This window comes from Exiguobacterium sp. S22-S28 (genome assembly GCF_043359615.1).
GTDB lineage: Bacteria > Bacillota > Bacilli > Exiguobacteriales > Exiguobacteriaceae > Exiguobacterium_A.
This window is the reverse complement of the sequence record NZ_JBHFFC010000033.1, coordinates 138,967-159,631: the sequence shown is the minus strand read 5'-3', so window position 1 is coordinate 159,631 and position 20,665 is coordinate 138,967. Positions and strand designations below refer to the sequence as shown.

Sequence of the window (20,665 nt, the reverse complement as noted above, 5' to 3'; positions counted from 1 at the left end):
ATGCAGGTCGGTTTTTCTCTATAAAAAGAAGTCTCAAAAATGATGTTAGTATAAGTTCTTTTAAGAAAAACAATAAGAAAATGAAATAAGACTTGTCTTTTTTTAAAGTACATGTTATATTAATATCTGTCGAAACGTTATATCATCGCGGGGTGGAGCAGTCTGGTAGCTCGTTGGGCTCATAACCCAAAGGTCGTCGGTTCAAATCCGGCCCCCGCAACCAATTTTTATAATTCAAATCCGAAACGTTTATCGTCGCGGGGTGGAGCAGTCTGGTAGCTCGTTGGGCTCATAACCCAAAGGTCGTCGGTTCAAATCCGGCCCCCGCAACCAATTTTAAACTTAACTTCAACTTTACTACGAAACGTTCAGCGTTTCGTATTTTTTTTTGTCTTTTTTGTTCGGTACAATGGAGTAAGAGAAAAGGAGGAGGGACACAGATGATAAAACTTGAAATGACGAGCCTCGAACAGACGACGGCTCTCGCTGTTGAGCTGGGACACCGTGCCTTCGAAGGGATGGTCGTGACGCTGGACGGGGACTTAGGGGCAGGAAAAACAACCTTCACCCAAGGATTCGCGAAGGGACTGGGTGTTACCCGAAACGTCAACAGTCCGACGTTTACGATCATGAAGGTCTACACTGGACGATTGCCGCTGTATCATATGGATGTCTACCGTCTTGAAGGCGGAGATGACATCGGTCTTGAAGAATATTTAAACGGAGGTGGAGTCGCTGTCGTCGAATGGTCGGAATTGATTTCTGATGTCCTTCCACCCGAACGCCTTGCGATCACGATTGAACGGACAGGCGATGACTCGCGTCGTTTTTTGCTTGAGCCGATCGGTGAGCAGTACATCCAACTATGTGAGGGGTTAAATCAATGAAAATCGTAGCGATTGATACATCGACGAAACAACTGTCTGTTGCGTTATCGGACGGCAAACAGATTTTGGCGGAAGCCTCTTATGTGACGTCTTTGAACCATGCAACCAAATTGATGCCGTTGCTTGAGCGTATGATGCAGGAAGTCCGCTGGTCGCCGCGCGATCTGACACGTGTCGTCATTGCTGATGGACCCGGTTCGTATACTGGTCTCCGGATTGGGGCAACAACGGCCAAAACATTGGCATACACATTAGGAATCGAGCTGGTTCCTGTGTCAACGCTTGAACTGATGGCAGCATCCGCCGGTTCAACCGGACGTATCGTAGCGATTCAAGACGCCCGCCGGGGAACCGGCTTCGTTGGTCTATATGAAAACGGTCAGTTGGTCGGAGAAGAGCAACATACATTGGTCGCAGATTTCGTCAAAAATCTGCCGGCGGATACGCAAGTAACAGGAGACGTGGACAAGTTCGTATCGGAACTGGAACCGTTTGTCATCGTTGATCCGGCATTCCGTGCCCCACGTGCCGGTGTTCTGGCATTGCTCGGAGCGACCCGGCAGCCTGTCGAAGCCCATGCTTTTGAACCACGTTACCTGCGTCTTGCGGAAGCAGAAGCCAAATGGATTGAGGCACAACGCCATGACTAATGTCTGCATTCGAAAAATGACGGTTGTGGACGCACCGGGTGTACATGCCGTAGAACTGGAATCCTTTGCGACGCCGTGGACACTGGAAGCATTTGTTGCAGAAATGACGCAAAATCCGAACGCCTATTATTTGGTCGCAGAAACAGAAGAAATCATCGGGTTTGCCGGACTGTGGCACATTGCGGATGAGGGTCATATTACAAACGTTGCCGTCAAACAGGCAGCGCGTGGCACGGGAATCGGAGAAGCCCTGCTCGTTGCGTTGATCGCGGAGGCCAAACAGCTTGGGTTACGGGCGATGACACTCGAAGTGCGCGTTTCAAATTCACCGGCGCGTACCTTGTATGAAAAGCTTGGTTTTTTATACGCCGGGACACGGAAGCGTTATTATCAGGACAATAATGAAGATGCAGCCATCTATTGGTTGGAACTAGAAGGAGACAAGCTATGACACAACCGTTGATATTAGCAATTGAATCAAGTTGTGACGAGACAGCTGCGGCTGTCGTGCGCGGGGGGACGGATGTACTCTCGAATGTCGTCTCGTCTCAAATCGAGAGTCATAAACGTTTTGGCGGGGTCGTGCCGGAAGTCGCTTCCCGTCATCATGTGGAACGGATCACGTATGTCATTGATGATGCGTTAACGGAAGCCGGTGTCACGATTGATGACATCGATGCGATTGCCGTTACGGAAGGTCCGGGACTGGTCGGTGCCCTCCTCGTCGGTGTCAGCGCGGCAAAAGCATTGGCTTTCGCTCACAGTAAACCATTGATTGGTGTTCACCACATCGCAGGTCACATCTATGCCAACCGTTTGGAACAAGAGCTCCACTTTCCACTCGTCTGTTTGATTGCTTCAGGGGGACATACGGAATTGATTTATATGCCGGAAGACGGCGTCTACGAAGTAATCGGTGAAACCCGTGATGATGCAGCCGGAGAAGCGTATGACAAAGTGGCACGGACCTTGAAACTTCCTTATCCAGGTGGTCCCCGAATTGATCAACTGGCGCAAACCGGTCAGGATACGTTCCATTTCCCGCGCATTTGGCTTGAAAAAGAGTCGTACGACTTTAGTTTCAGTGGCTTAAAATCTTCTGTCATCAATGCTGTTCATAACGCCGAACAACGCGGAGAGGTCATCATTCCGGAAGACTTGGCAGCCAGTTTTCAAGCGAGCGTCGTTGAAGTGCTCGTTACGAAAGCGATTCGTGCCGTCAAAGAAAAGGGCGGCAAACAGTTGCTTGTCGCGGGTGGTGTTGCGGCAAACCGCGGACTGCGAACAGGATTGACAGAAGCTTGTCAACGTGAAGGGATTGAGCTCGTCATCCCGCCGATGCACTTATGCGGTGACAATGCCGCGATGATCGGAGCGGCCGCCATTCATCCATATCGGGCCGGCCGCCAATCGACACTTGCCATGAATGCCGAACCTGGGCTAGATTTAAAGTAAGGAATTCGAGAGACATGGGGGAAAAACGGAATGAAAAAAGTCATCATCGCGTTATTAGGTGTGCTCGTCATTGTCGCAATCGGTTTACAGATTCGGGAAATCGTCGATGCGTACCAAATCGCCTATAAAGAAGAGCTCGTACCAGATAAAAAAGCAGTTGAAGCGAATACGAAACAGCAGCCCCTGTACGAAATTGGTCGTGCGGAAGGCGAACAGACACGGATTGAGAAGCTGTATGCGTTCGATCAGACCGTTAACGGTGAATTGAAGAACGTTGTGTTGGTCGACCGGAAATACGGTCTGACGAATAAAGCGAGTGATGACTTCTTTACGATCGCACCAGGCAAGCCGGCGACGGATCAGGAAAAGAAATCCTTCCAACCGATGATCGACCGACTCGACGCGGAACAAATCCAAGCGGAGGTCATCTCGAAGCACCAGGTCGTGGCCAGTGAGAACAATAAAAAACGAACGCTGATGCTCTATAAGGTCTTTTATAAAGATACCGATCAAAAAGAATACCTGTTTTTCATCGAGAAAGACGGTGGTTTGAAGCTGGATCTCTTTAAAAAAGGTTTCTCGCGTCTTGCGAACTATTAAAAGAAGCGGTGTTCTCCCACAAACCTTGGGAGAACGCCGCTTTTCTCATTTCCATTCGAGTAGACCCGTTAAGTCATCGTAAATGCTGTCCGGATCGAGATTCAACTCTTCGACCGGCAGACCTGCCCGATTGATCCATGCTGTCCGAAAACCAAAACTTTTGGCACCGGTGATGTCCCAGCCGTTCGACGACATGAACAGGACGTCTTCCCGTTTCAGCCCCAGTGTGTTGAGGGCATGCATGTAGGATGCCGGAGTCGGTTTATATTGTTTGATGTCATCGACGCTGATGATATGGTCGAATCGTTCGGCCAGTCCGGACTGTTCCATCAACGGATCGAGCATATCGTGTGAGCCGTTTGAGAAGACCGCCAGTTGTTTATCCCCCATCTGTCGGAGGACGGCATCGACTTCCGGGTAATGGTCGAGTTGCAAATAGACCTCCATCAAGTCAGCAATATGTTCTTCCGTGACATGCAGTTTGAGTTGGAGCAAGGCATACCGAAGTGCGTCACGCGTCACTTGACTGAACGGAACGTATTGTCCGTTCAACTGGCGTAAAAACGAGTACTCGAGTTGCTTTTGGCGCCAGGCCTGGCTGATGGCTTCCCCGTGTCCCGGATACAGTTCTTCTGCTTTTACTTTGACGGAATGGACATCGAATAAGGTCCCGTACACATCAAAGACTAAGGCTTTAATTGGTTGTGTCATTTTGATCACCTTTCTGGCTTTTCTGTTCTCTTTACACAGTTCCCGAAAACCAACGTCGTTGAAACACATATTCGAGGAGGGAGCCGAGGCGTGACGCGAGCCGGATTCGGGAACAGGTAAAAAAGACGAGTAGTACAGGAAGGAATATGTGACCTATAATGACACACCAACAAAAAATCATTCGAATTCTTTTGCTTGTCCTGATCATCAGCGGACTGATCTGGTTCAGTCGTTCGTATCTCAACATCCGTCCGACAGACATCAAGGAGTGGATTTTATCGTTCGGAATGTGGGCGCCGATTTTGTATATTCTTCTCTATACGATTCGCCCGTTGATTTTCTTTCCTGCATCGGTCCTGTCGATTACCGGTGGACTGGCCTTTGGTGCCTGGCTTGGGACGCTTTACACCGTCATCGGAGCGACACTCGGTGCTGTCGTAGCTTTTTTAGTTGCGCGAAAGCTCGGGAGTGGATTGATTAAGGAGAAGGCGAGTGCCGGAAAAATCGAACAGATTCAGCAGCAACTCGAAAAAAATGGATTCATCTATGTATTGATCTTCCGTCTGCTTCCGATTTTCAACTTCGATTTGATCAGCTATGCAGCAGGACTGTCGAAAGTCCGTTTGCTGTCCTTCTTCCTGGCAACGCTGATCGGAATCATCCCCGGGACATTTGCCTATAACTTTTTAGGCAGCAGTATCGTCTCGAAAGATCCGCAAATCATCATCGGTGCGATTGTCGTCTTTCTTGTCTTGACAATTGTTCCTTGGTATCTCCAAAAACGCTGGAAAGCAAAAAAGAACCTCGGCTGAAGTCGAGGTTCTTTCCAGTTAAGCGTGAAGCCGTTGTGCCCGGACGAAAAATTCACTTGCGAACGTGCGGCAGGCGGCTTGTTTCTCGGGTGTATTTGGATCAAACTCAATCTTCAGCCCGGGAACGACGATCGTTGCGCCGGCGGACGCAAGCGTCTGTTCCAATGTATCGACGGCTGCACAGTATTTGGGATAATCGAGGTCACCGGAACCAAAGGCGGCAGCGGCTAAACCGTTTAACGTACTTTCCCCCAACTCCTCGACGAAGTCTTCTGCTTCATACGGCAAATCGCCGTCCCCCCACGTGTAGGAGCCGAGTAAAACGGCATCATACTTGGAAAAGTCGGACGGGTATAACTGATCGAGCTCTTGTATGTGAACCGCACAGCCCTTGCGCTCGAGTTCCGACTGCAAGATCTGTACGATGTCTTCTGTGTTGCCGGACATGCTGACAAAACCAATCATGATGTTCATCTGAATCATCCTTTCTCCAAGATGTGAACCTCTTTAGTTTAATTGATAATCGTTCTCAATACAAACGTAAATAAAAAGTCTCCCCTGAACGGAGAGACTTTTTATGTCAGTCTTGGAGCTCGGCCCATTCTTCGATTGAACGAATGACAGGTTCAAGCTGACGACCTTTGTCAGTCAAACTGTATTGAATTTTAATCGGACGTTCCGGAATGACGGTCCGGATGACAATACCTTCCGCCTCAAGTTCCTTCATGCGCTCCGTTAACATACGACCAGATAACTCCGGAATCGCATCTTGAATTTCGTTGAAACGACAGGTCTTCGTCATGAGATGACGTAAAATCAAGCCCGTCCACTTCTTGCCCAAAATTTCAAAGGCATGTTCGACTTTCGGACAAAGGGCAGTCGGAATCAATGTCTCTTCCATCAGCACTCATCCTTTCTATACTTGTAGTATACCCGCTTCCACTAAAAAAATCGAATCATTTTACTTAATGTAACAAAAAGAACAAAAACAAATCTATTTACTTTTAGTAAGTATTAGTTTATAGTCGTATTTAGGTTACAAAAAGTAATTAAAAAACATTAAGTAAAAGGAGTTTTGATCAAGATGATGGATTTAGGATTATTTCTTATTCGATTGGTGATTGGATTAACATTTGCGGCACACGGGACACAAAAACTGTTTGGTTGGTTCGGAGGGCATGGCATTGCAGGGACGGGTGGCTGGTTCGAGTCAATCGGCATGAAACCGGGTAAAACACTTGCAATTACGGCAGGACTAGCGGAACTGGTCGGTGGTTTGTTGTTTGCCGGTGGTTTGTTCTTATGGTTCGCTGCCGCCTTGATCATCGGATCGATGCTCATCGCCATCATCAAGGTCCACGGTCAAAATGGTTACTGGGTCACACAGAACGGGTACGAATACAACATGGCCCTGATCGTCATCGCCCTCGGCGTCGCATTGATTGGTGCTGGAGACTATTCGCTCGCAGCCATGCTCGGGTGATCAGAGAAAGCGGGTAATGAACAATGAAGTTTGATCCACAGTCACTCAGTCCAAAAGAAAATTATAAATTGTTGATCGGGAGCATCATCCCGCGACCGATTGCCTTCGTGACGACAAAAGGTGCGGACGGAACGATTAACGCTGCGCCGTTTTCGTTTTTCACGGTCGCCTCAAGCCATCCGCCGCAATTATTGATCGCAGTCCAAAAGACGGATCAAGGGGAAAAGGATACGGCCAAAAATATCTTACTCAATCAGGAGTATGTCATCCATATCGTCAGTGAAGAGATTGTCGAAGCGGTCAACGAAACGGCAGCCCCGCTCGCTTACGGTGAAAGTGAACTGGAGCGGACGAATCTAACGTTGATCGACAGTGATTTGATTGACGTCCCGGCAGTTGCGGAAGCGAAGATTCGCTTTGAACTGAAACTGACACAACACGTTGATCTGGAGGCAGCTGATTTATTGATCGGTGAAGTCGTACGGTACCATGTCGCGGATGAACTCGTAGACTCGTTCCGGATTGATGCCGACGGTTTAGGCGCGATTGCCCGTCTCGCGGGAAATGATTACGCCAAGATTGGTGACATCTTCACGATTGCACGTCCTACGAAATAAGACAACGCCATACCAATAGACGAGGAAAGCAGATTCGATATCCGCTTTCCTCGTCTATTTTTGTTGCCTATTCCATTTTATGACGTTTACTGTACTGGAAACCGTCCAGTAGATAAAACAGAACGGCGAGCGCCCAAATTCCGACACAGCTGATCAAAAACGCGGTCAGAGGAGAGACAGCCCCGTAATACATAATGATCATCGGATCGTTCAGTGCAACGAACGATTGGGTCGTCAGCAACGTGCAAATCAGACCGGACAATAAACTGATGAACAGTCCGCTCCACGTCTGGATGACAAGACCGATCATACAGGAAATTAAGATGAACAACGGATAAACGGCGTTAAACGCATCCGGACGAATGAAAGCCGAGACATAGTCCGCATACATCGGGACGAAATAAAGCACACCGGACAATAATCCTTGGATCAGGTTGATGACATAACTTTTCGAGCGCATCAGTGGAACGACTCCCACTGTTCCATCAGGTCAAGCAGGTCAATATCAATCTGATCGCGTTCGGCTGAGAGGGCGGTTGCTTTCGGGATATCATTAAAGACTTCCGGTTCACACAACAACTGTTCGATTTCGACCGACCGGTTCTCTAACCGTTCAATCTCTTGTTCGAGTTGCTCGAGCTGTTGTTTCTTTTTGCGTGCTTCTTTTTGTGCTTCTTTATCAATCGTCTTCGTCGAAGCGACTTTGATCGCTTTGGCTTCTTCCGCTTCAAGTCGGGCAATTTCTTCTTTTTCGGCTTTTTTCTCCATGTAGTAGGAGTAGTCACCGAGATAATCGGTTACGCCATCGCCACTCATCTCAATAACACGGGTCGCGACACGGTCGATGAAGTACCGGTCGTGGGAGACGAAGAGCAACGTTCCTTCGTAGTCGACGAGGGCGTTTTCGAGGACCATCTTCGAATCGAGATCCAAGTGGTTCGTCGGCTCATCCAGCACAAGCAGATTCGTTTTACGTAACTTCAGCTTCGCGAGTGCCAGTCGTCCGCGTTCACCGCCCGATAATTCATGGACGAGCTTGAAGACATCATCTCCGCTGAAGAGGAACTGTCCAAGCACGGACCGGACTTCCTGCTCGCGCATCAACGGCCATTCGTTCCAAATCTCGTCGATGACTCGGTTGCGGTCGTTCAGTTCCGCCTGCTCCTGATCGTAGTAGCCGATCGAGACACCTGTGCCGAAACGATAGTCACCAAATAACGGTTTCAGACGGCCGACGAGGACTTTCAGCAACGTCGACTTGCCAATCCCGTTTGGTCCGACAAGCGCGAGCGACTCGGCACGTTGCAGCCTAAACGTGATATTTTTTGAGACGGCTGCTTCATAGCCGACCGCAAGTTGATTGACCTGTAACACGTCATTGCCGCTTTGTTTCTCAATCGGGAACGACAGGACAGTACTGCGTTCGTCGCCGTCCGGTCGATCGATCCGGTCGACTTTCTCAAGGCGTTTGCGAACACTTTGCGCCCGTTTCGTCGTCGTCGCGCGGGCGATGTTACGCTGGATGAAATCCTGCATCTTCGCGATGTCTTCCTGCTGTTGTTCGAACTGTTTCATTTCCTGTTCGTACAGCGCCGCTTTTTGTTCGAGATACTTCGTATAATTACCGGTAAACTTCCGGGAGACGTTGCGGGACAATTCATAGACGACGTTGACGACTTGATCGAGGAAATACCGGTCATGGGAAACGATCAAGGCGGCGCCGCGGTAACCGGATAAGTAACTTTCAAGCCAAGACAGTGTATCGATGTCCAGGTGGTTCGTCGGCTCATCGAGAATCAACAGTTCCGGTGCCTGCAGCAACATCTTCGCCAAAGCGAGCCGGGTCCGCTGTCCACCGGAAAGCGTCTGAATCCGGCGGGAATAATCGTCCGGATAAAAGCGCATCCCGTGTAAGACGGAGCGGATGTTGGCTTCGAACTGATAACCGCCGGCTTCCGAGAAGTCATGTTGCGCTTGATCGTATGTTTTCAAGAGACGGTCGTAGGCAGTCGGATCGTTTAATATGTGTTCCATGCCCATCTCGATTTCCATCCGGCGTAACGCCCGTTCTTGATCCTGCAGGTGTTCGAACACGGTCAGCATCTCATTCCAAATCGATTCGTTGGACTCAAGTCCGCTGTCCTGAGCGAGGTAACCGATCCGCACTTCCTTGCTCTTCATGATTTCCCCGGAGTCATGCGACAGCTCGCCGGCGATGATTTTTAAAAGTGTCGATTTTCCGGCACCATTTCGTCCGACGAGGGCAATCCGGTCCCGTTCCTGTACTTCGAGTTTAATATTTTCTAAAATCGGCTCAACGCCGAATGATTTTGAGAGTTGGTTTACTTGTAAGAGAATCATATCCATCCATCCTTCCACCCCTTAGTCTATCACGAAAAATCCTGCCGAATATAATATTTGTTACTCTATGTGAAGTGGTTTACAATCAAGGAGAGTAGAATTCTTTGCAATGATTTGGGTGCCACGTCAGAACGTGGACGAAGGGGGAACTGCAGTATGAATGGGCCAGACACAAAAATACCACAAGCAACGGCGAAACGACTGCCGTTATATTATCGTTTCATCCAGAGTCTTTACAACTCCGGCAAGCTGCGCGTCTCGTCAGCCGAGCTCAGCGAAGCGGTCAAAGTCGACTCGGCGACAATCCGTCGTGACTTTTCCTACTTTGGGGCGTTAGGGAAAAAAGGGTACGGTTACAATGTTCAACATTTGTTAACATTTTTCCGAAAGACACTCAACCAAGACGAGGTCACGAATGTCGCCTTAATCGGGGTTGGACACCTCGGAACAGCGTTTGCAAATTATAACTTTTTAAAGAATAATAGTACTCGTATCGTCATCGCGTTTGACGCGGATGAGGACAAGGTCGGAACGACGACACAAGACGTTCCGATTTACCACGTGTCAGATATGAAAGAACAAATCAAAGCGAACCATGTCGACGTCGCCATCTTGACGGTACCGTCCCAGTTCGCCCAGTCAGTAGCGGACGAGTTAGTTGAGTATGGTGTGACCGGCATTCTGAACTTTACACCGGCACGATTAAACGTACCGGCCCATGTTCGCGTCCATCACATCGATCTGTCGATTGAGTTGCAGTCGCTTGTTTATTTCATGAAGCATTATTCGCAATCAGCTGAAGGAGTGAAATCATAATGGAAAACTTAATCCCGTTGACACTTGGTATCGGCCCGGGGAGCATCGCCTTGATCGGCGTCGTCGCTTTAATCATCTTCGGACCAAAAAAATTACCGGAACTCGGCCGCGCTGCCGGTCAAACGTTAAAAGAATTCAAGAGCGCGACAAACGGCATCATGGAAGATGATAAAGACAAAAAGGACGAAACGAAAGAGAAGTGAGTGAATCATGGCGATCGATCAAGAGCAGAGTATGACGACGCACTTAGATGAACTCCGGAAACGGATCATCTGGTCGCTCATCATCGTGGTGGTCATGTTCGCTGCAGCTTTTCCGCTTGTCCGTCCGCTTGTACGTTTTCTGCAGGCTGACTTAAAGGAGCTCGGAATTGGTCTGAACGCTTTTAACGTGGCTGATCCACTGATGTTATATCTGAATCTTGCGTTCATCATCGCAATCGTCTTGGCGTCACCGTTTTGGATGTACCAGCTTTGGGCGTTCATCCGTCCCGGTCTGCATGACCAAGAGCAAAAAGCGACGTTGACGTATATTCCAGTAACGTTCTTCTTATTTTTAGCTGGTGTTTCATTTTCTTACTTTTGGTTGTTACCGTTTTTACTTGAAGTATCGACAGAGCTCGGACAAGAGCTCGGCATCGAACAAGTCATCGGCGTCGAGAACTATTTCAGCTTTTTGATCCGCTTGACGATCCCGTTTGGAATACTGTTCCAACTGCCGGTCGTGACGATGTTTTTGACACGCCTTGGACTCGTGACGCCGTTCTTCATGCGGAAGAATCGGAAGTATGCCTACTTTGCGTTATTCGTCGTCGCGGCGTTGATCTCACCGCCGGACGTCACTTCGCATTTAATGATTTCTGTCCCGTTGTTCGTCTTATATGAAATCAGCATCCTGATTTCAGCGCGGACGTATAAAAAAGTACTGATCTTGGAGCAACAAGCAGAACTGGAGCGACAGGCGGATTTGATGCGTGAGTTGAACGATTAATAAGAGATTCTCTCGTGCCATCGCGGCAGGGAGAATTTTTTTGTAAGCGGTCTAATTTTATATTGAAAAAATGAACAGCAATAGGTATACTCATAATAGAAACACACGGGGGCTTAGCTCAGCTGGGAGAGCGTTTGGCTGGCAGCCAAAAGGTCGTCGGTTCGAGCCCGATAGTCTCCATATCGTTTTACCTGAAAACTCTTGGGCAACCAAGAGTTTTTTTGTTGACCGGATAACAGATGGGGAATTTAGGATAATGGTTATAACGATGGCATAAAACGGTAAAAAAACAAAAAAGGATTGAAATTGAATTGTATATGATAAGAAAGTTAACTAAACTAAAAATACAGAATTTTCGTTTAATATTCTTTTTTTGTCAAACACTACATTTTTAGAAAAGAGGAAATCGAATGAAGAAAAAGAAGATTGCTCTGATGGCAGCTGCCCTCATGACATCTTCCAGCCTGGTTCATGCCGAGGGACTTACGTCATCACAAAAAGTGAATGTCCAAAAGCCACAAGCACTCTCAGTGAAAAAAACAGGGCAGGAAAAAACATACAGTCCAAATGAAAAAGTCCGGATTGTCGTCGAACTCGATCAAAAAGCGGCGATTGAACACGCACAAGCTCAAAATAAACGGTACAGCACATTAAGCAATACCGAAAAAGTCATACTCAAGAATCAAATCGTCAATAAGCAGAAGGAAGTCAAAGCAACGATTGCCCAAAAAGACATTGCGGTTTCTTATAAAGAAAGTTTTACGACCGTTTTGAACGGGTTCAGCGGAGAAGTCAAATACGGTGAAATCAAAGAATTGGAAAAATTAAGCGGAGTCAAAAGTGTACATATCGCCCATGAGTATGCGCGTCCTGAAGTCGAAAAAGGCGCCAAACCGAACATGGTACATAGTAAAGACATGATCAATGCAAAGCAAACATGGCAGGATTACGGTTATAAAGGGGAAGGAACGATTGTTGCCGTCATCGACACAGGGATTGATCCGACGCACAAGGACATGGTACTCAGTCCGGAGACGAAAGTCGATTTGACTTCGTCAAAAGTCGAAAGCTTTAAATCTTCAAAAGGCTTAAAAGGAAACTACTTTACAGAAAAAGTACCGTACGGATACAACTATGCGGATCATGACAGTGAAATCCGTGATCTCGGTCCGGGAGCTTCCATGCACGGGATGCACGTTGCCGGTACAGTCGGTGCCAACGGCGATGAGGCGAGCGGCGGTATTAAAGGAGTCGCACCGGAAACACAGCTTCTGGCAATGAAAGTATTCGGAAATGATCCAGGCATGCCGTCGACGTTCAGTGATATCTACATTAAAGCGATTGATGACGCGATTGCTCTCGGTGCAGATGTCATCAACATGAGCCTTGGTTCGACGGCATCATTCGTTCAAAAAGACGATCCGGAACAAAAGGCGATCGTCAATGCGATGAACAACGGAATTCTTTGTGCGATCTCTGCTGGTAACTCTGGTTATGCAGGAAACGGCGCCGGAAACCCATACGCGTCGAATCCGGATATCGGTGTCGTCGGTTCACCCGGACTGATCAGTGAGGCGCTGCAGGTCGCTTCCGTCGAGAACACACAGTTGACGCTTGAAGGGATGGCACTAACAGTTGATGGAGAAGACGCCGGTTATCTCGCTTACCAAAAACAAGATTCACCGAATCCGATTCCGGTGTTCGACAAAGCAGCAAAAGACGTGATCTATGTCGGTGACGGAAGTGAAACGAACTACACGGGGAAAGACGTGAAGAATAAAGTAGTATTCGTCGTCCGTGACGGCAGCTTTAATTACGGGATGATTCAGGCGGAAGCTGAAAAGCAAGGTGCAGCCGGTGTCATCGTCCGCGGTCGTGTTGATCACGGGGATTATGTCAGCATGTCGCTGAATAAACCGACGATTCCGCTCGTCTCGTTAAGTATCGCGGACGGGAACGAACTGGAAGCGAAAGCAAAGGCCGGTAAAGCGTTGACGGTGACGTTTGACGGAAAAGCAGTCTCGGCACCGAATCCGGTTGCCGGCGAGATGTCTGATTTCACATCGTGGGGCGTGACACCAAATCTTGACTTTAAGCCGGAAATCACGGCTCCAGGCGGAAAAATCTACTCGACACTCAACGACAACGAGTATGGTGTCATGAGCGGAACATCGATGGCAGCGCCACATGTTGCCGGAGGAACGGCACTCGTCATGCAACGCGTCGATAAAGATTTTAAAGTCAGTGGTGCAACGCGGGTCAAACTGGCGAAAAACATCTTGATGAATACATCCCGTCCGCAGCTAGACTCAGGATCATATAATCAGGAAGCGAAAACAGGCAACTATTATTCGCCACGCCGTGAAGGTGCCGGATTGATGGATTTGCGTGCAGCGATGAAGACACCGGTCGTCGTCACCGAGACGAAGTCGGGTGAAGGGAAAGCTGCCTTGAAACAAGTCGGTGACAAATTCAGCTTCACGCTCGACTTGAAGAACTACAGCAATGAAAAATTAACGTACAAGTTGGCCGGAACGGTCCAATCCGACCTTGTCGTCAAAGGGAAGAACTTACTGGAGACAGACGGAATCTTTAAGAAGGGAACAGTCGGGGCTGTTGACGCCAACAAAGGCACATTCCCGATTTCCTTTACAGTCGGCTCGAAAAAAGCAAGCTCGGTCGCGATTGATGCGAAGAGTACGAAGCAAGTCAATGTAACGGTTGATTTAAAAGATACGATCGACGGGGCAAACGGTGTACCGCTTGAGACACTCTTCGAGAACGGCTACTTCGTTGAAGGTTTTGTTCGTCTGATGGATACGAAAAGTAAAAACCCGGAATTGACGGTTCCATACGTTGGTTTTAAAGGGTCGTGGGATAAAGCACCGATCATTGATGCGCCGAGTTATGATGATCAAACATTTTACGGGGCGACCGGTCTCGCGACAGAAATAAACGAGGACTATACGTTGCTTGGACTTAATACAGCAGGAGATGTCCTCAAAGAAAAAGTATCATTTTCACCAAATGGAGATGGAAGCACGGATGAAGCGTTCCCAGTCCTGTCGTTCCTGCGGAATGCGAAAAAAGTGGAATATGCCATTCTCGACCGGAATCAAGCGGTGCTTCGCAAATTAGAGACACAAGAAGATGTCACCAAAAATTATTATGATCGTGCAGAAGAGCCGGGTTATACATCGGTGACAAATGCTGCGTGGGATGGAACCGTCAACGGCTCGAAGGTCAAGGACGGTCTGTACTACTATCAAGTGAAATCAATCGTCGATTATCCGAATGCAAAATGGCAGAATGCATTGTTCCCGGTGTATGTGGATACACAAGCACCTGCTACCACAACGAATTGGAATGCGGATAAAAAAATGGTTTCATGGACAGCCGGGGACTTAGGGACAGGTATCGCTTCATTTGATATTCTGGTCGATGGAAAAAGTGTCTTAAAAGAACCACTGGCTCCGTCGGTGAAGAGCTATACACTGACAGATCTCCCGAGCCGTGCGAAAGTGACACTGGTCGTATCGGATTATGCCGGAAACCGCATTAAGAAAAACGTCAACACGTCAGGTGTCGACAAGGCGGTTCCAAGCGTACAAATTGATACACCGGAAGCACTCGGGTTAGCGACATCACAACAAGTGACGGTTTCAGGAAACGTCGCGGATGAGTCGGATGTGAAGTCGTTTAAGATCAATGGAAAATCGGTTAAATTACGTTGGGATGCGGCGAAGCAACATTACACATTCAACCATGGCATCACGTATACGACGGACGGTGTAAAATCGTTTAAAGTCGAAGCCTATGATAAAAAAGGGAACCGTGTCGCGTTCAGTCGACAAGTCATTATCGATTCGGAACGTCCGACGATTCAAGTGACGGCTCCAAAAACAGTCTCCAGTAAAACAAAAACAGCGAAGATGACCATTGTCATCCGTGACAACTACGATGAGTTACGGTTTGATCTGAACGGCAATTCGGAATACCGACACGCTTTTAAAGAGCCGTATCAGATGCGCGCATTCAAGAAAACCATCAACAAGACCGTTACTTTGAAAAAAGGTCAAAACGTCTACAATTTGAAACTAAAAGACTTGGGCGGCCATGTCGTCGAGAAGAAAGTCGTCATCACGAAGAAATAAGCTTTGCAGGCAGTGCTGGTCCCGGTGGTATTTCCCCGGAGCCAGCACTATTTTTTTCGACACGCAGTGTGTTGCAGACATGCTTTTGGTGTTTATCAAGTTCCGGGAAGGGGAAATTTCTATACAGGTTACTTTTGAGGGGGAAATTCGTATGAATCCATTTACTACACTCATTGCCTTCATCGTCGGCTGTCTTGTTCTTTATCTCGGAATTCGTGATAAAAACGGTTGGCTGATTGGTGTCGCCATGATTCCGCTTGCCATTGTCGCGTACAGCGTGATCTATTTAATCATCCAAGTCTCGGCCTAGAAACTTCTTTTTTTCAGAAGTTTCTTTTTTTTTGAAACATAACTGGTAAAATGTAAGTATATGACAGTAAAGAACGACAGAAAGGAACGTGTTTCAATGAATACTGTGACAGTTCAACAGACGGAACTGCAGGAACTTTATCAACACATGCATCAACGAACAAGTGCTAAAGTATGGGGCATTTTAGCACTCTTCTTATTCGTCAGTAATTTTCTAGAGCAACCGCTGTTCGCCTTGATCATTCCGACTCTTTATTTCGCGTATGATATGGCGATGCAACACCGCCGTTTTCAAATCGTCGCCCGTCACACGTCGAAAGAATCAGCAGACCGGTTATTCCGTCTTCATGTCGGAGTCGGGCTGTTTCAATACGGAGCGCTGGCTGCTTTGATTGTGCTCACAGCCGATCGTTCAGCTACAGCCTTTTTACTTGGACTGTGTCTCGGAGTCATCCCGTTTTACTGGCTTTGTCGACGCATTTTGACCTACCGTTCAAAACAGATTGATCCGAGCTATATCAGTGAAACAGAAATCCAACAGGGATGAAGGAGGAAAGCAAGATGCAAACGGCACGAGACGAACGACTGCATGCGTTGACGCTTGCTTACATCGACAAAAGTCAATTGCAAAAAAACGGCTGGCTGATGGCGGCTGTGGCGGCGACGCTCGGCATCTTTTCGGAAACGATGGATTCCGCACTTTACTTCGGTCTATTGCCGCTTGTTTATCTGATTTTTGATTTCCCGTTCCAGTTGGAAAAACGGAGGATTTTAGAACGGTATCTTTCAAAAGATCAGATCATGACACAATCGATGCTGTGGCTTGGAATTCAGATTGTGTTATATGGCACGCTGCTCGTCGTAGTACTTGAGACAAACGATCTCGGCTGGTGGAAGACGGCCCTTTGGATGGCGTTGATTCTAGTGCCACTTTACTTTGCAACCGACTGGCTGTTTAAGAAAATGGCACGTTCAGGCGATCCCGATTTCGTCAGTGATCAGGAAGTGTATAAGCACGTGAAGTATCTGGAAGAATGACAGGGGTAGTTAAAGGAGAGAACATCATGCGTACGGCACGTGATGAACGGTTACATGAATTAACGCTGGCTTACATGGATAAGAATATCTTAGGGACAAAAATGATTTGGAGCATTTTACTATTCATCGGAGTCGGGATCCTGACAACATTGTTTGACTCGAGTTTAATGGTATTACTGATACCGGCAACTTACTTTTTGTGCGATTACCGGTATCAAGTTGAAAAGCGCCGGATTCTTGAATCCTATATCGGAGAAGAATTGGCAACCAAACAATGGCGTTTTTGGATCATCTATCAAGTCATCCTGTATACAATTTTTGTCGTCCTGATGGTAGCGACGATGGATCGTCCGTTTTGGCAGATGTGGTTGGCGCTTATGGTCATCCTGATTCCACTCTATGCGATCTGTGAACGCGTATATAAAAAAATCCAATTACGTGATGATCCGGATTTCGTCAGTGATCAGGAGGTTCATAAAAACGTATAAAAAAGTAGGAGAGAAAATTAAATGAATACATTGCTTGAAAAAAATGCACGGTTAAATCTGCTCGGACCGCCGTTGAAAAAAATCCAACACTTGATTCCGGTTCCTGTTTTAGTGCTGGGAGTCATCAGTTGGTTCATTCCGGATTTTTGGGAAACGGGACTGTTTACGTTATTTTCGATTCCGTTCCTTTGTCTCGGGGGCGTCGTCCGTGAAATCATGCGTCTGCGGATTTTAAAACGACGTCTGCCGGCTGAATTGTATCAAGAGACCGTCTTGAAGGTCGGTCGGGCTTCAATAATCGGCTATTTTGTGCCTGTATTGTTGTTCTACCTGGGCTATCTCTTCCCACAGTATTCAGGTGTCGCGTTTGCAATGATTCTGATCTGGGTGCTGGTGATTACGTTGTTTGTTTCCAAACTAAATGCGACGGCGAAACAACTGGATCCCGCTTTTGTGACGATGCGGGAGATTGAACAGTACCGGAAAAAGTAACTGGTGACTCTTGCAGAAAAGGGAGGGACAAATATGGAAAACATCGAACGCCAACGAAAACAAGATTATCTGCGACTGACGAAACGTGTCCGGCATGTCCAGACGGTATTTTTTCTACTCGTTTTGATCGTCTTTCTTTTTCTGGCAGATGATTTGAACTTATCTGAACCATCGATGCATTATTTTTTACTGGTCCCGGTGCTTGCCTACCAATGGGGTGTCCGTTTTTTGAAGTATCGTTACTTCACGAAACGGTTTGACCGGATGGAAGTCTGGGACCATTTGGGGTTACCGTACGTCCTGATCACGATCACCGAGCTGTTAATCGTCGTGGGCGCGCAGTTTTTAATTCCGTACGTCCCGCGACCGACATTGATCGGACCAATTCTTGTCTTTTTGCTGTCGGTCTTGTCGCTCGACCGTCTCGTCGATTCGCGGATCAAACGACTCGATCCGACCCACCTATCAGAACGTGAGCTGATTCTCGCGGAACGGGAAGCACGGCGCGTTAAATATTAAATAATAATGAACCGTTACGTAAAAAACAACAGCGGCGAAAGGAAGTTAAAATTCCTCTCGCCGCTGTTGTTTTTTTAGAAATGATTTGATTTACGAGACTCCTGCAGGAAGAAGCGCAAGGCAACTTGCGCTGTCAGAGACAAATAAGACCCGCTTTCCTGTCCAAATGGGCAGGAAAACTGGCTTGTGTCTCGCCTGAGGAAAGCGAGTGAAACAAGAAATCATTTCTTGTTGGTTGATTAGTGTTCTTACTTTTTCAGAAGCAGATAGATAAAGTACGGGGCGCCAATCAGCGCAACAACGATACCGGCCGGAACGCCGTCCGGATCAGCGATGTTTCGTCCGATCGTATCCGCCAAGACGAGTAACCAGCCGCCGATCAACAGTGCAATCGGCAAGAACCATTGATGGCGTGGACCGACGAGGGCACGGGCGATATGCGGTGCCATCAAACCGATGAAGGAGATGCCTCCGGTGACAGAGACGGCAGACGCCGCGAGTGCGACAGCCGTCAGCAACAGTTGAATCCGTTCCTTCTCAATTGCGACCCCAACACCGATCGCGACCGGTTCGTTTAAAGCGAGCAGGTTCAATTTATTGGCTTTATACAGCGTAAACGGAACCAAGACGATCAGCCAGGGTAGCAAGGCGTAGACGAACGTCCAGTCCGTCCCCCAAATGTTACCGGCGAGCCATTTGGCGATGAAATCGACCTTTTCGCGTTTCGTTGACGAAATCAGGATGACCATGATGCCGGATAACGCCATCGAGAAGCCGACGCCGGTCAAAATCAGCCGGATTGGTTGCAAGCCGCGATTCCGGTCGTAAGAAAGCGCGTAAATGGCTACGGCCGTCACTAAAGCACCTAAGAATGCCGCAACCGGTAATCCGTAGATAAATGAGCCGACATCAACCGGGAAATAGAGGAAGAAAATCGCCACCGCAACACCGGCTCCTGTGTTAATTCCGATAATGCCGGGATCGGCCAGTTCATTCCGAGTGATACCTTGCAAAATCGAACCGGACAAGGCGAGTGCCATTCCGGCGAGCAACGTAATGATAATTCGCGGCAGACGGAGCGAGAACAAGACGAAGTCTTCTTTGAACGTCCCTTGACCGAATAACGTCGGCAACAAGCGGTCGTACGAGACGGATGCTGGACCAAGCCCGATACTGATGACGATCGTGCCGAGCAATAACAAACTTAACAATAAAAAGATCAAGCGTTGACGTCGGCGTAAACGAGTTTCCATCATGAGAATGCGTGACCTCCTTTACGGACAATCAATAAGAAGAACGGTAAACCGAGCATCGAGACGATTGCGACGACCGGTGTCTCGTACGGCGCAAACAGCGTCCGACCGATTGTATCGGCGAGTAACATGAACGTCGCTCCGAATACAGCCGTCATCGGCAGAATGTAACGGTAATCGGTGCCGACGATGGCGCGGACGATATGCGGAATCATCAATCCGATGAACGCCATGTTGCCGACTAAGGCGACCGCTGCACCGGTAAGCAGGATGACGACGACATAAAGTACAGCTTTGATCCGGGTGATGTTTTGACCAAGCCCAAGTGCGACTTCTTCCGACAGACTGAGGATCGTCAACTGGCGCGAGAAGATCATCGCAATCACCGTCCCGATGACGATGACCGGCGTGATCGCTTGCAGTTGTCCCCATGTCGTGCCGACGAGTCCACCGGATGTCCACTGGGAAACATCTTGGGCAATCTTGAAGTAAATCCCGATGCCTTCCGCAATTGCGTATAAAAAGGCAGAAATCGCTGATCCGGCGAGGACGATCCGGAGCGGGGAGAAGCCGCCTTGGCGGGAAGCACCGATTCCGAAGACGAGTGCTGCGCCGAGGGCGGCACCGATGAAACAGGCGAGCATGATGCCGTAATAGTTGATGCCGGGAATAAAGACGATCGCTAAGGCAAGCGCCGCATTGGCACCGGCGGTCAAGCCGAGCAGACCGGGATCCGCCAGAGGATTCCGGGTCATCGCTTGCATGATGGCACCTGAGACGCCGAGTGCGGCACCGACGAGAATCGCCGCAAGTTCGCGGGGGAGACGGATTTCTTGAATGATTTTTGCTTTATCGTTGAGCGGACCAAACGTCAAGGCGTTCCAGACTTCGCGAATGGTGGTATCCGCAGCACCAAACGTCATTGAAAGCCAAAACATGACGACGAACAGGATCAGTCCGAATGAAATTTTTAAGCCAAAAGGTAGTCTAGCGGATGACACAGATATCGCCTCCAGTTTGTATGAATCCA

Annotated in this window: 25 protein-coding genes and 3 tRNA genes; 21 read left to right on the top strand and 7 right to left on the bottom strand. The window is 48.2% G+C overall.

From position 1 onward, the window contains the following. Window positions 1-146 precede the first annotated feature (146 nt). The 7 genes from ACHA8N_RS16525 to ACHA8N_RS16495 all read left to right on the top strand — a co-directional run bounded on the left by ACHA8N_RS16525 (window position 147) and on the right by ACHA8N_RS16495 (window position 3,592). Window positions 147-223 (top strand) — tRNA-Met (locus ACHA8N_RS16525). Window positions 224-256: 33 nt separating this feature from the next. Further along, window positions 257-333, top strand: a tRNA-Met gene (locus ACHA8N_RS16520). A 107-nt stretch (window positions 334-440) separates the two neighbouring features. Continuing rightward, a complete protein-coding gene (tsaE, locus tag ACHA8N_RS16515) occupies window positions 441-887 on the top strand; it encodes a tRNA (adenosine(37)-N6)-threonylcarbamoyltransferase complex ATPase subunit type 1 TsaE (RefSeq protein WP_147510169.1) in 447 nt (148 codons plus the stop codon). Continuing rightward, window positions 884-1,537: a tRNA (adenosine(37)-N6)-threonylcarbamoyltransferase complex dimerization subunit type 1 TsaB gene (gene tsaB / locus ACHA8N_RS16510; protein WP_147510170.1), complete on the top strand. Its 654-nt coding sequence runs from the start codon at window positions 884-886 to the stop codon at window positions 1,535-1,537. Before tsaE ends, tsaB begins: the two co-directional genes overlap by 4 nt. Further along, complete coding sequence (gene rimI, locus ACHA8N_RS16505; RefSeq protein WP_393966360.1) at window positions 1,530-1,988, top strand: ribosomal protein S18-alanine N-acetyltransferase; 459 nt, start codon at window positions 1,530-1,532, stop codon at window positions 1,986-1,988. Before tsaB ends, rimI begins: the two co-directional genes overlap by 8 nt. Next, on the top strand, window positions 1,985-2,992 hold the full coding sequence (gene tsaD / locus ACHA8N_RS16500) for a tRNA (adenosine(37)-N6)-threonylcarbamoyltransferase complex transferase subunit TsaD (protein WP_393966359.1): 1,008 nt from the start codon (window positions 1,985-1,987) through the stop codon (window positions 2,990-2,992). Before rimI ends, tsaD begins: the two co-directional genes overlap by 4 nt. A gap of 30 nt (window positions 2,993-3,022) precedes the next feature. Then, a complete protein-coding gene (locus tag ACHA8N_RS16495; protein WP_393966358.1) occupies window positions 3,023-3,592 on the top strand; it encodes a hypothetical protein in 570 nt (189 codons plus the stop codon). A 45-nt stretch (window positions 3,593-3,637) separates the two neighbouring features. Here the strand turns inward: ACHA8N_RS16495 and ACHA8N_RS16490 are convergent, their stop codons facing one another. Further along, window positions 3,638-4,303, bottom strand: a complete 666-nt coding sequence (locus ACHA8N_RS16490) for a haloacid dehalogenase type II (RefSeq protein WP_147510174.1) — start codon at window positions 4,301-4,303, stop codon at window positions 3,638-3,640. A 158-nt stretch (window positions 4,304-4,461) separates the two neighbouring features. Between ACHA8N_RS16490 and ACHA8N_RS16485 the strand changes: the two genes are divergently transcribed. After that, a complete protein-coding gene (locus ACHA8N_RS16485; RefSeq protein WP_147510175.1) occupies window positions 4,462-5,115 on the top strand; it encodes a TVP38/TMEM64 family protein in 654 nt (217 codons plus the stop codon). An 18-nt stretch (window positions 5,116-5,133) separates the two neighbouring features. Here the strand turns inward: ACHA8N_RS16485 and ACHA8N_RS16480 are convergent, their stop codons facing one another. Next, window positions 5,134-5,589, bottom strand: coding sequence for a flavodoxin (locus ACHA8N_RS16480; protein WP_393966357.1), 456 nt, complete (start codon window positions 5,587-5,589; stop codon window positions 5,134-5,136). 106 nt (window positions 5,590-5,695) lie between these two features. Next, the gene (locus ACHA8N_RS16475) at window positions 5,696-6,016 is read right to left on the bottom strand and encodes a winged helix-turn-helix transcriptional regulator (protein ID WP_012371654.1); all 321 of its coding nucleotides are present in this window, start codon (window positions 6,014-6,016) and stop codon (window positions 5,696-5,698) included. Between the two features lie 183 nt (window positions 6,017-6,199). Between ACHA8N_RS16475 and ACHA8N_RS16470 the strand changes: the two genes are divergently transcribed. Both ACHA8N_RS16470 and ACHA8N_RS16465 read left to right on the top strand, forming a co-directional pair. Next, the gene (locus ACHA8N_RS16470) at window positions 6,200-6,598 is read left to right on the top strand and encodes a DoxX family protein (RefSeq protein WP_026831818.1); all 399 of its coding nucleotides are present in this window, start codon (window positions 6,200-6,202) and stop codon (window positions 6,596-6,598) included. Window positions 6,599-6,621: 23 nt separating this feature from the next. Continuing rightward, a complete protein-coding gene (locus ACHA8N_RS16465) occupies window positions 6,622-7,215 on the top strand; it encodes a flavin reductase family protein (RefSeq protein ID WP_393966356.1) in 594 nt (197 codons plus the stop codon). 67 nt (window positions 7,216-7,282) lie between these two features. On the opposite strand, the gene ACHA8N_RS16460 is transcribed toward ACHA8N_RS16465, so the two are convergent. After that, the gene (locus tag ACHA8N_RS16460) at window positions 7,283-7,675 is read right to left on the bottom strand and encodes a hypothetical protein (protein WP_147510179.1); all 393 of its coding nucleotides are present in this window, start codon (window positions 7,673-7,675) and stop codon (window positions 7,283-7,285) included. Beyond that, window positions 7,675-9,576: an ABC-F family ATP-binding cassette domain-containing protein gene (locus tag ACHA8N_RS16455; RefSeq protein ID WP_393966362.1), complete on the bottom strand. Its 1,902-nt coding sequence runs from the start codon at window positions 9,574-9,576 to the stop codon at window positions 7,675-7,677. The genes ACHA8N_RS16460 and ACHA8N_RS16455 overlap by 1 nt, the downstream gene beginning before the upstream one ends. A gap of 156 nt (window positions 9,577-9,732) precedes the next feature. Here ACHA8N_RS16455 and ACHA8N_RS16450 point away from each other — a divergent pair, with 156 nt between their 5' ends. The 11 genes from ACHA8N_RS16450 (at window position 9,733) to ACHA8N_RS16400 (ending at window position 18,382) form a co-directional block, all read left to right on the top strand. After that, window positions 9,733-10,392, top strand: a complete 660-nt coding sequence (locus ACHA8N_RS16450; RefSeq protein WP_012371649.1) for a redox-sensing transcriptional repressor Rex — start codon at window positions 9,733-9,735, stop codon at window positions 10,390-10,392. After that, the gene (locus tag ACHA8N_RS16445; RefSeq protein WP_026831823.1) at window positions 10,392-10,595 is read left to right on the top strand and encodes a twin-arginine translocase TatA/TatE family subunit; all 204 of its coding nucleotides are present in this window, start codon (window positions 10,392-10,394) and stop codon (window positions 10,593-10,595) included. Before ACHA8N_RS16450 ends, ACHA8N_RS16445 begins: the two co-directional genes overlap by 1 nt. Window positions 10,596-10,602: 7 nt before the next feature. Then, window positions 10,603-11,382: a twin-arginine translocase subunit TatC gene (tatC, locus tag ACHA8N_RS16440; RefSeq protein ID WP_393966355.1), complete on the top strand. Its 780-nt coding sequence runs from the start codon at window positions 10,603-10,605 to the stop codon at window positions 11,380-11,382. A gap of 107 nt (window positions 11,383-11,489) precedes the next feature. Continuing rightward, window positions 11,490-11,562 (top strand) — tRNA-Ala (locus tag ACHA8N_RS16435). Window positions 11,563-11,792: 230 nt separating this feature from the next. Beyond that, the gene (locus ACHA8N_RS16430) at window positions 11,793-15,536 is read left to right on the top strand and encodes a S8 family serine peptidase (RefSeq protein ID WP_393966354.1); all 3,744 of its coding nucleotides are present in this window, start codon (window positions 11,793-11,795) and stop codon (window positions 15,534-15,536) included. 151 nt (window positions 15,537-15,687) lie between these two features. Next, on the top strand, window positions 15,688-15,846 hold the full coding sequence (locus ACHA8N_RS16425; protein ID WP_014971497.1) for a hypothetical protein: 159 nt from the start codon (window positions 15,688-15,690) through the stop codon (window positions 15,844-15,846). Between the two features lie 96 nt (window positions 15,847-15,942). Next, window positions 15,943-16,392 carry a hypothetical protein gene (locus ACHA8N_RS16420; protein ID WP_393966353.1) on the top strand — a complete coding sequence of 150 codons (450 nt, stop codon included), beginning with the start codon at window positions 15,943-15,945 and terminating at the stop codon, window positions 16,390-16,392. Between the two features lie 14 nt (window positions 16,393-16,406). Further along, window positions 16,407-16,883, top strand: coding sequence for a hypothetical protein (locus ACHA8N_RS16415; protein ID WP_393966352.1), 477 nt, complete (start codon window positions 16,407-16,409; stop codon window positions 16,881-16,883). 26 nt (window positions 16,884-16,909) lie between these two features. After that, window positions 16,910-17,371, top strand: coding sequence for a hypothetical protein (locus ACHA8N_RS16410; protein ID WP_393966351.1), 462 nt, complete (start codon window positions 16,910-16,912; stop codon window positions 17,369-17,371). Window positions 17,372-17,392: 21 nt separating this feature from the next. After that, window positions 17,393-17,863: a hypothetical protein gene (locus ACHA8N_RS16405; protein ID WP_393966350.1), complete on the top strand. Its 471-nt coding sequence runs from the start codon at window positions 17,393-17,395 to the stop codon at window positions 17,861-17,863. Between the two features lie 33 nt (window positions 17,864-17,896). After that, window positions 17,897-18,382 (top strand): hypothetical protein, encoded by a 486-nt coding sequence (locus ACHA8N_RS16400; RefSeq protein WP_393966349.1) that lies wholly within the window; start codon window positions 17,897-17,899, stop codon window positions 18,380-18,382. 248 nt (window positions 18,383-18,630) lie between these two features. Here the strand turns inward: ACHA8N_RS16400 and ACHA8N_RS16395 are convergent, their stop codons facing one another. Together ACHA8N_RS16395 and ACHA8N_RS16390 are read right to left on the bottom strand one after the other, a co-directional pair. Continuing rightward, on the bottom strand, window positions 18,631-19,638 hold the full coding sequence (locus tag ACHA8N_RS16395; protein WP_393966348.1) for a FecCD family ABC transporter permease: 1,008 nt from the start codon (window positions 19,636-19,638) through the stop codon (window positions 18,631-18,633). Then, window positions 19,635-20,636, bottom strand: coding sequence for a FecCD family ABC transporter permease (locus tag ACHA8N_RS16390; RefSeq protein ID WP_393966347.1), 1,002 nt, complete (start codon window positions 20,634-20,636; stop codon window positions 19,635-19,637). The genes ACHA8N_RS16395 and ACHA8N_RS16390 overlap by 4 nt, the downstream gene beginning before the upstream one ends. Between the last annotated feature and the right edge of the window lie 29 nt (window positions 20,637-20,665).

Bases quoted from the DNA above. Each gene is read 5' to 3' on its own strand.
- ACHA8N_RS16395 (WP_393966348.1), bottom strand. From the start codon at position 19,638: ATGATGGAAACTCGTTTACGCCGACGTCAACGCTTGATCTTTTTATTG.
- tsaD (WP_393966359.1), top strand. From the start codon at position 1,985: ATGACACAACCGTTGATATTAGCAATTGAATCAAGTTGTGACGAGACA.
- ACHA8N_RS16450 (WP_012371649.1), top strand. From the start codon at position 9,733: ATGAATGGGCCAGACACAAAAATACCACAAGCAACGGCGAAACGACTG.
- ACHA8N_RS16485 (WP_147510175.1), top strand. From the start codon at position 4,462: ATGACACACCAACAAAAAATCATTCGAATTCTTTTGCTTGTCCTGATC.
- ACHA8N_RS16420 (WP_393966353.1), top strand. From the start codon at position 15,943: ATGAATACTGTGACAGTTCAACAGACGGAACTGCAGGAACTTTATCAA.
- tsaE (WP_147510169.1), top strand. From the start codon at position 441: ATGATAAAACTTGAAATGACGAGCCTCGAACAGACGACGGCTCTCGCT.
- ACHA8N_RS16475 (WP_012371654.1), bottom strand. From the start codon at position 6,016: ATGGAAGAGACATTGATTCCGACTGCCCTTTGTCCGAAAGTCGAACAT.
- ACHA8N_RS16480 (WP_393966357.1), bottom strand. From the start codon at position 5,589: ATGAACATCATGATTGGTTTTGTCAGCATGTCCGGCAACACAGAAGAC.
- ACHA8N_RS16425 (WP_014971497.1), top strand. From the start codon at position 15,688: ATGAATCCATTTACTACACTCATTGCCTTCATCGTCGGCTGTCTTGTT.
- ACHA8N_RS16430 (WP_393966354.1), top strand. From the start codon at position 11,793: ATGAAGAAAAAGAAGATTGCTCTGATGGCAGCTGCCCTCATGACATCT.
- ACHA8N_RS16445 (WP_026831823.1), top strand. From the start codon at position 10,392: ATGGAAAACTTAATCCCGTTGACACTTGGTATCGGCCCGGGGAGCATC.
- ACHA8N_RS16460 (WP_147510179.1), bottom strand. From the start codon at position 7,675: ATGCGCTCGAAAAGTTATGTCATCAACCTGATCCAAGGATTATTGTCC.
- ACHA8N_RS16410 (WP_393966351.1), top strand. From the start codon at position 16,910: ATGCGTACGGCACGTGATGAACGGTTACATGAATTAACGCTGGCTTAC.
- ACHA8N_RS16415 (WP_393966352.1), top strand. From the start codon at position 16,407: ATGCAAACGGCACGAGACGAACGACTGCATGCGTTGACGCTTGCTTAC.
- ACHA8N_RS16490 (WP_147510174.1), bottom strand. From the start codon at position 4,303: ATGACACAACCAATTAAAGCCTTAGTCTTTGATGTGTACGGGACCTTA.
- ACHA8N_RS16400 (WP_393966349.1), top strand. From the start codon at position 17,897: ATGGAAAACATCGAACGCCAACGAAAACAAGATTATCTGCGACTGACG.
- ACHA8N_RS16455 (WP_393966362.1), bottom strand. From the start codon at position 9,576: ATGATTCTCTTACAAGTAAACCAACTCTCAAAATCATTCGGCGTTGAG.
- ACHA8N_RS16465 (WP_393966356.1), top strand. From the start codon at position 6,622: ATGAAGTTTGATCCACAGTCACTCAGTCCAAAAGAAAATTATAAATTG.
- ACHA8N_RS16405 (WP_393966350.1), top strand. From the start codon at position 17,393: ATGAATACATTGCTTGAAAAAAATGCACGGTTAAATCTGCTCGGACCG.
- tsaB (WP_147510170.1), top strand. From the start codon at position 884: ATGAAAATCGTAGCGATTGATACATCGACGAAACAACTGTCTGTTGCG.
- rimI (WP_393966360.1), top strand. From the start codon at position 1,530: ATGACTAATGTCTGCATTCGAAAAATGACGGTTGTGGACGCACCGGGT.
- ACHA8N_RS16495 (WP_393966358.1), top strand. From the start codon at position 3,023: ATGAAAAAAGTCATCATCGCGTTATTAGGTGTGCTCGTCATTGTCGCA.
- tatC (WP_393966355.1), top strand. From the start codon at position 10,603: ATGGCGATCGATCAAGAGCAGAGTATGACGACGCACTTAGATGAACTC.
- ACHA8N_RS16470 (WP_026831818.1), top strand. From the start codon at position 6,200: ATGATGGATTTAGGATTATTTCTTATTCGATTGGTGATTGGATTAACA.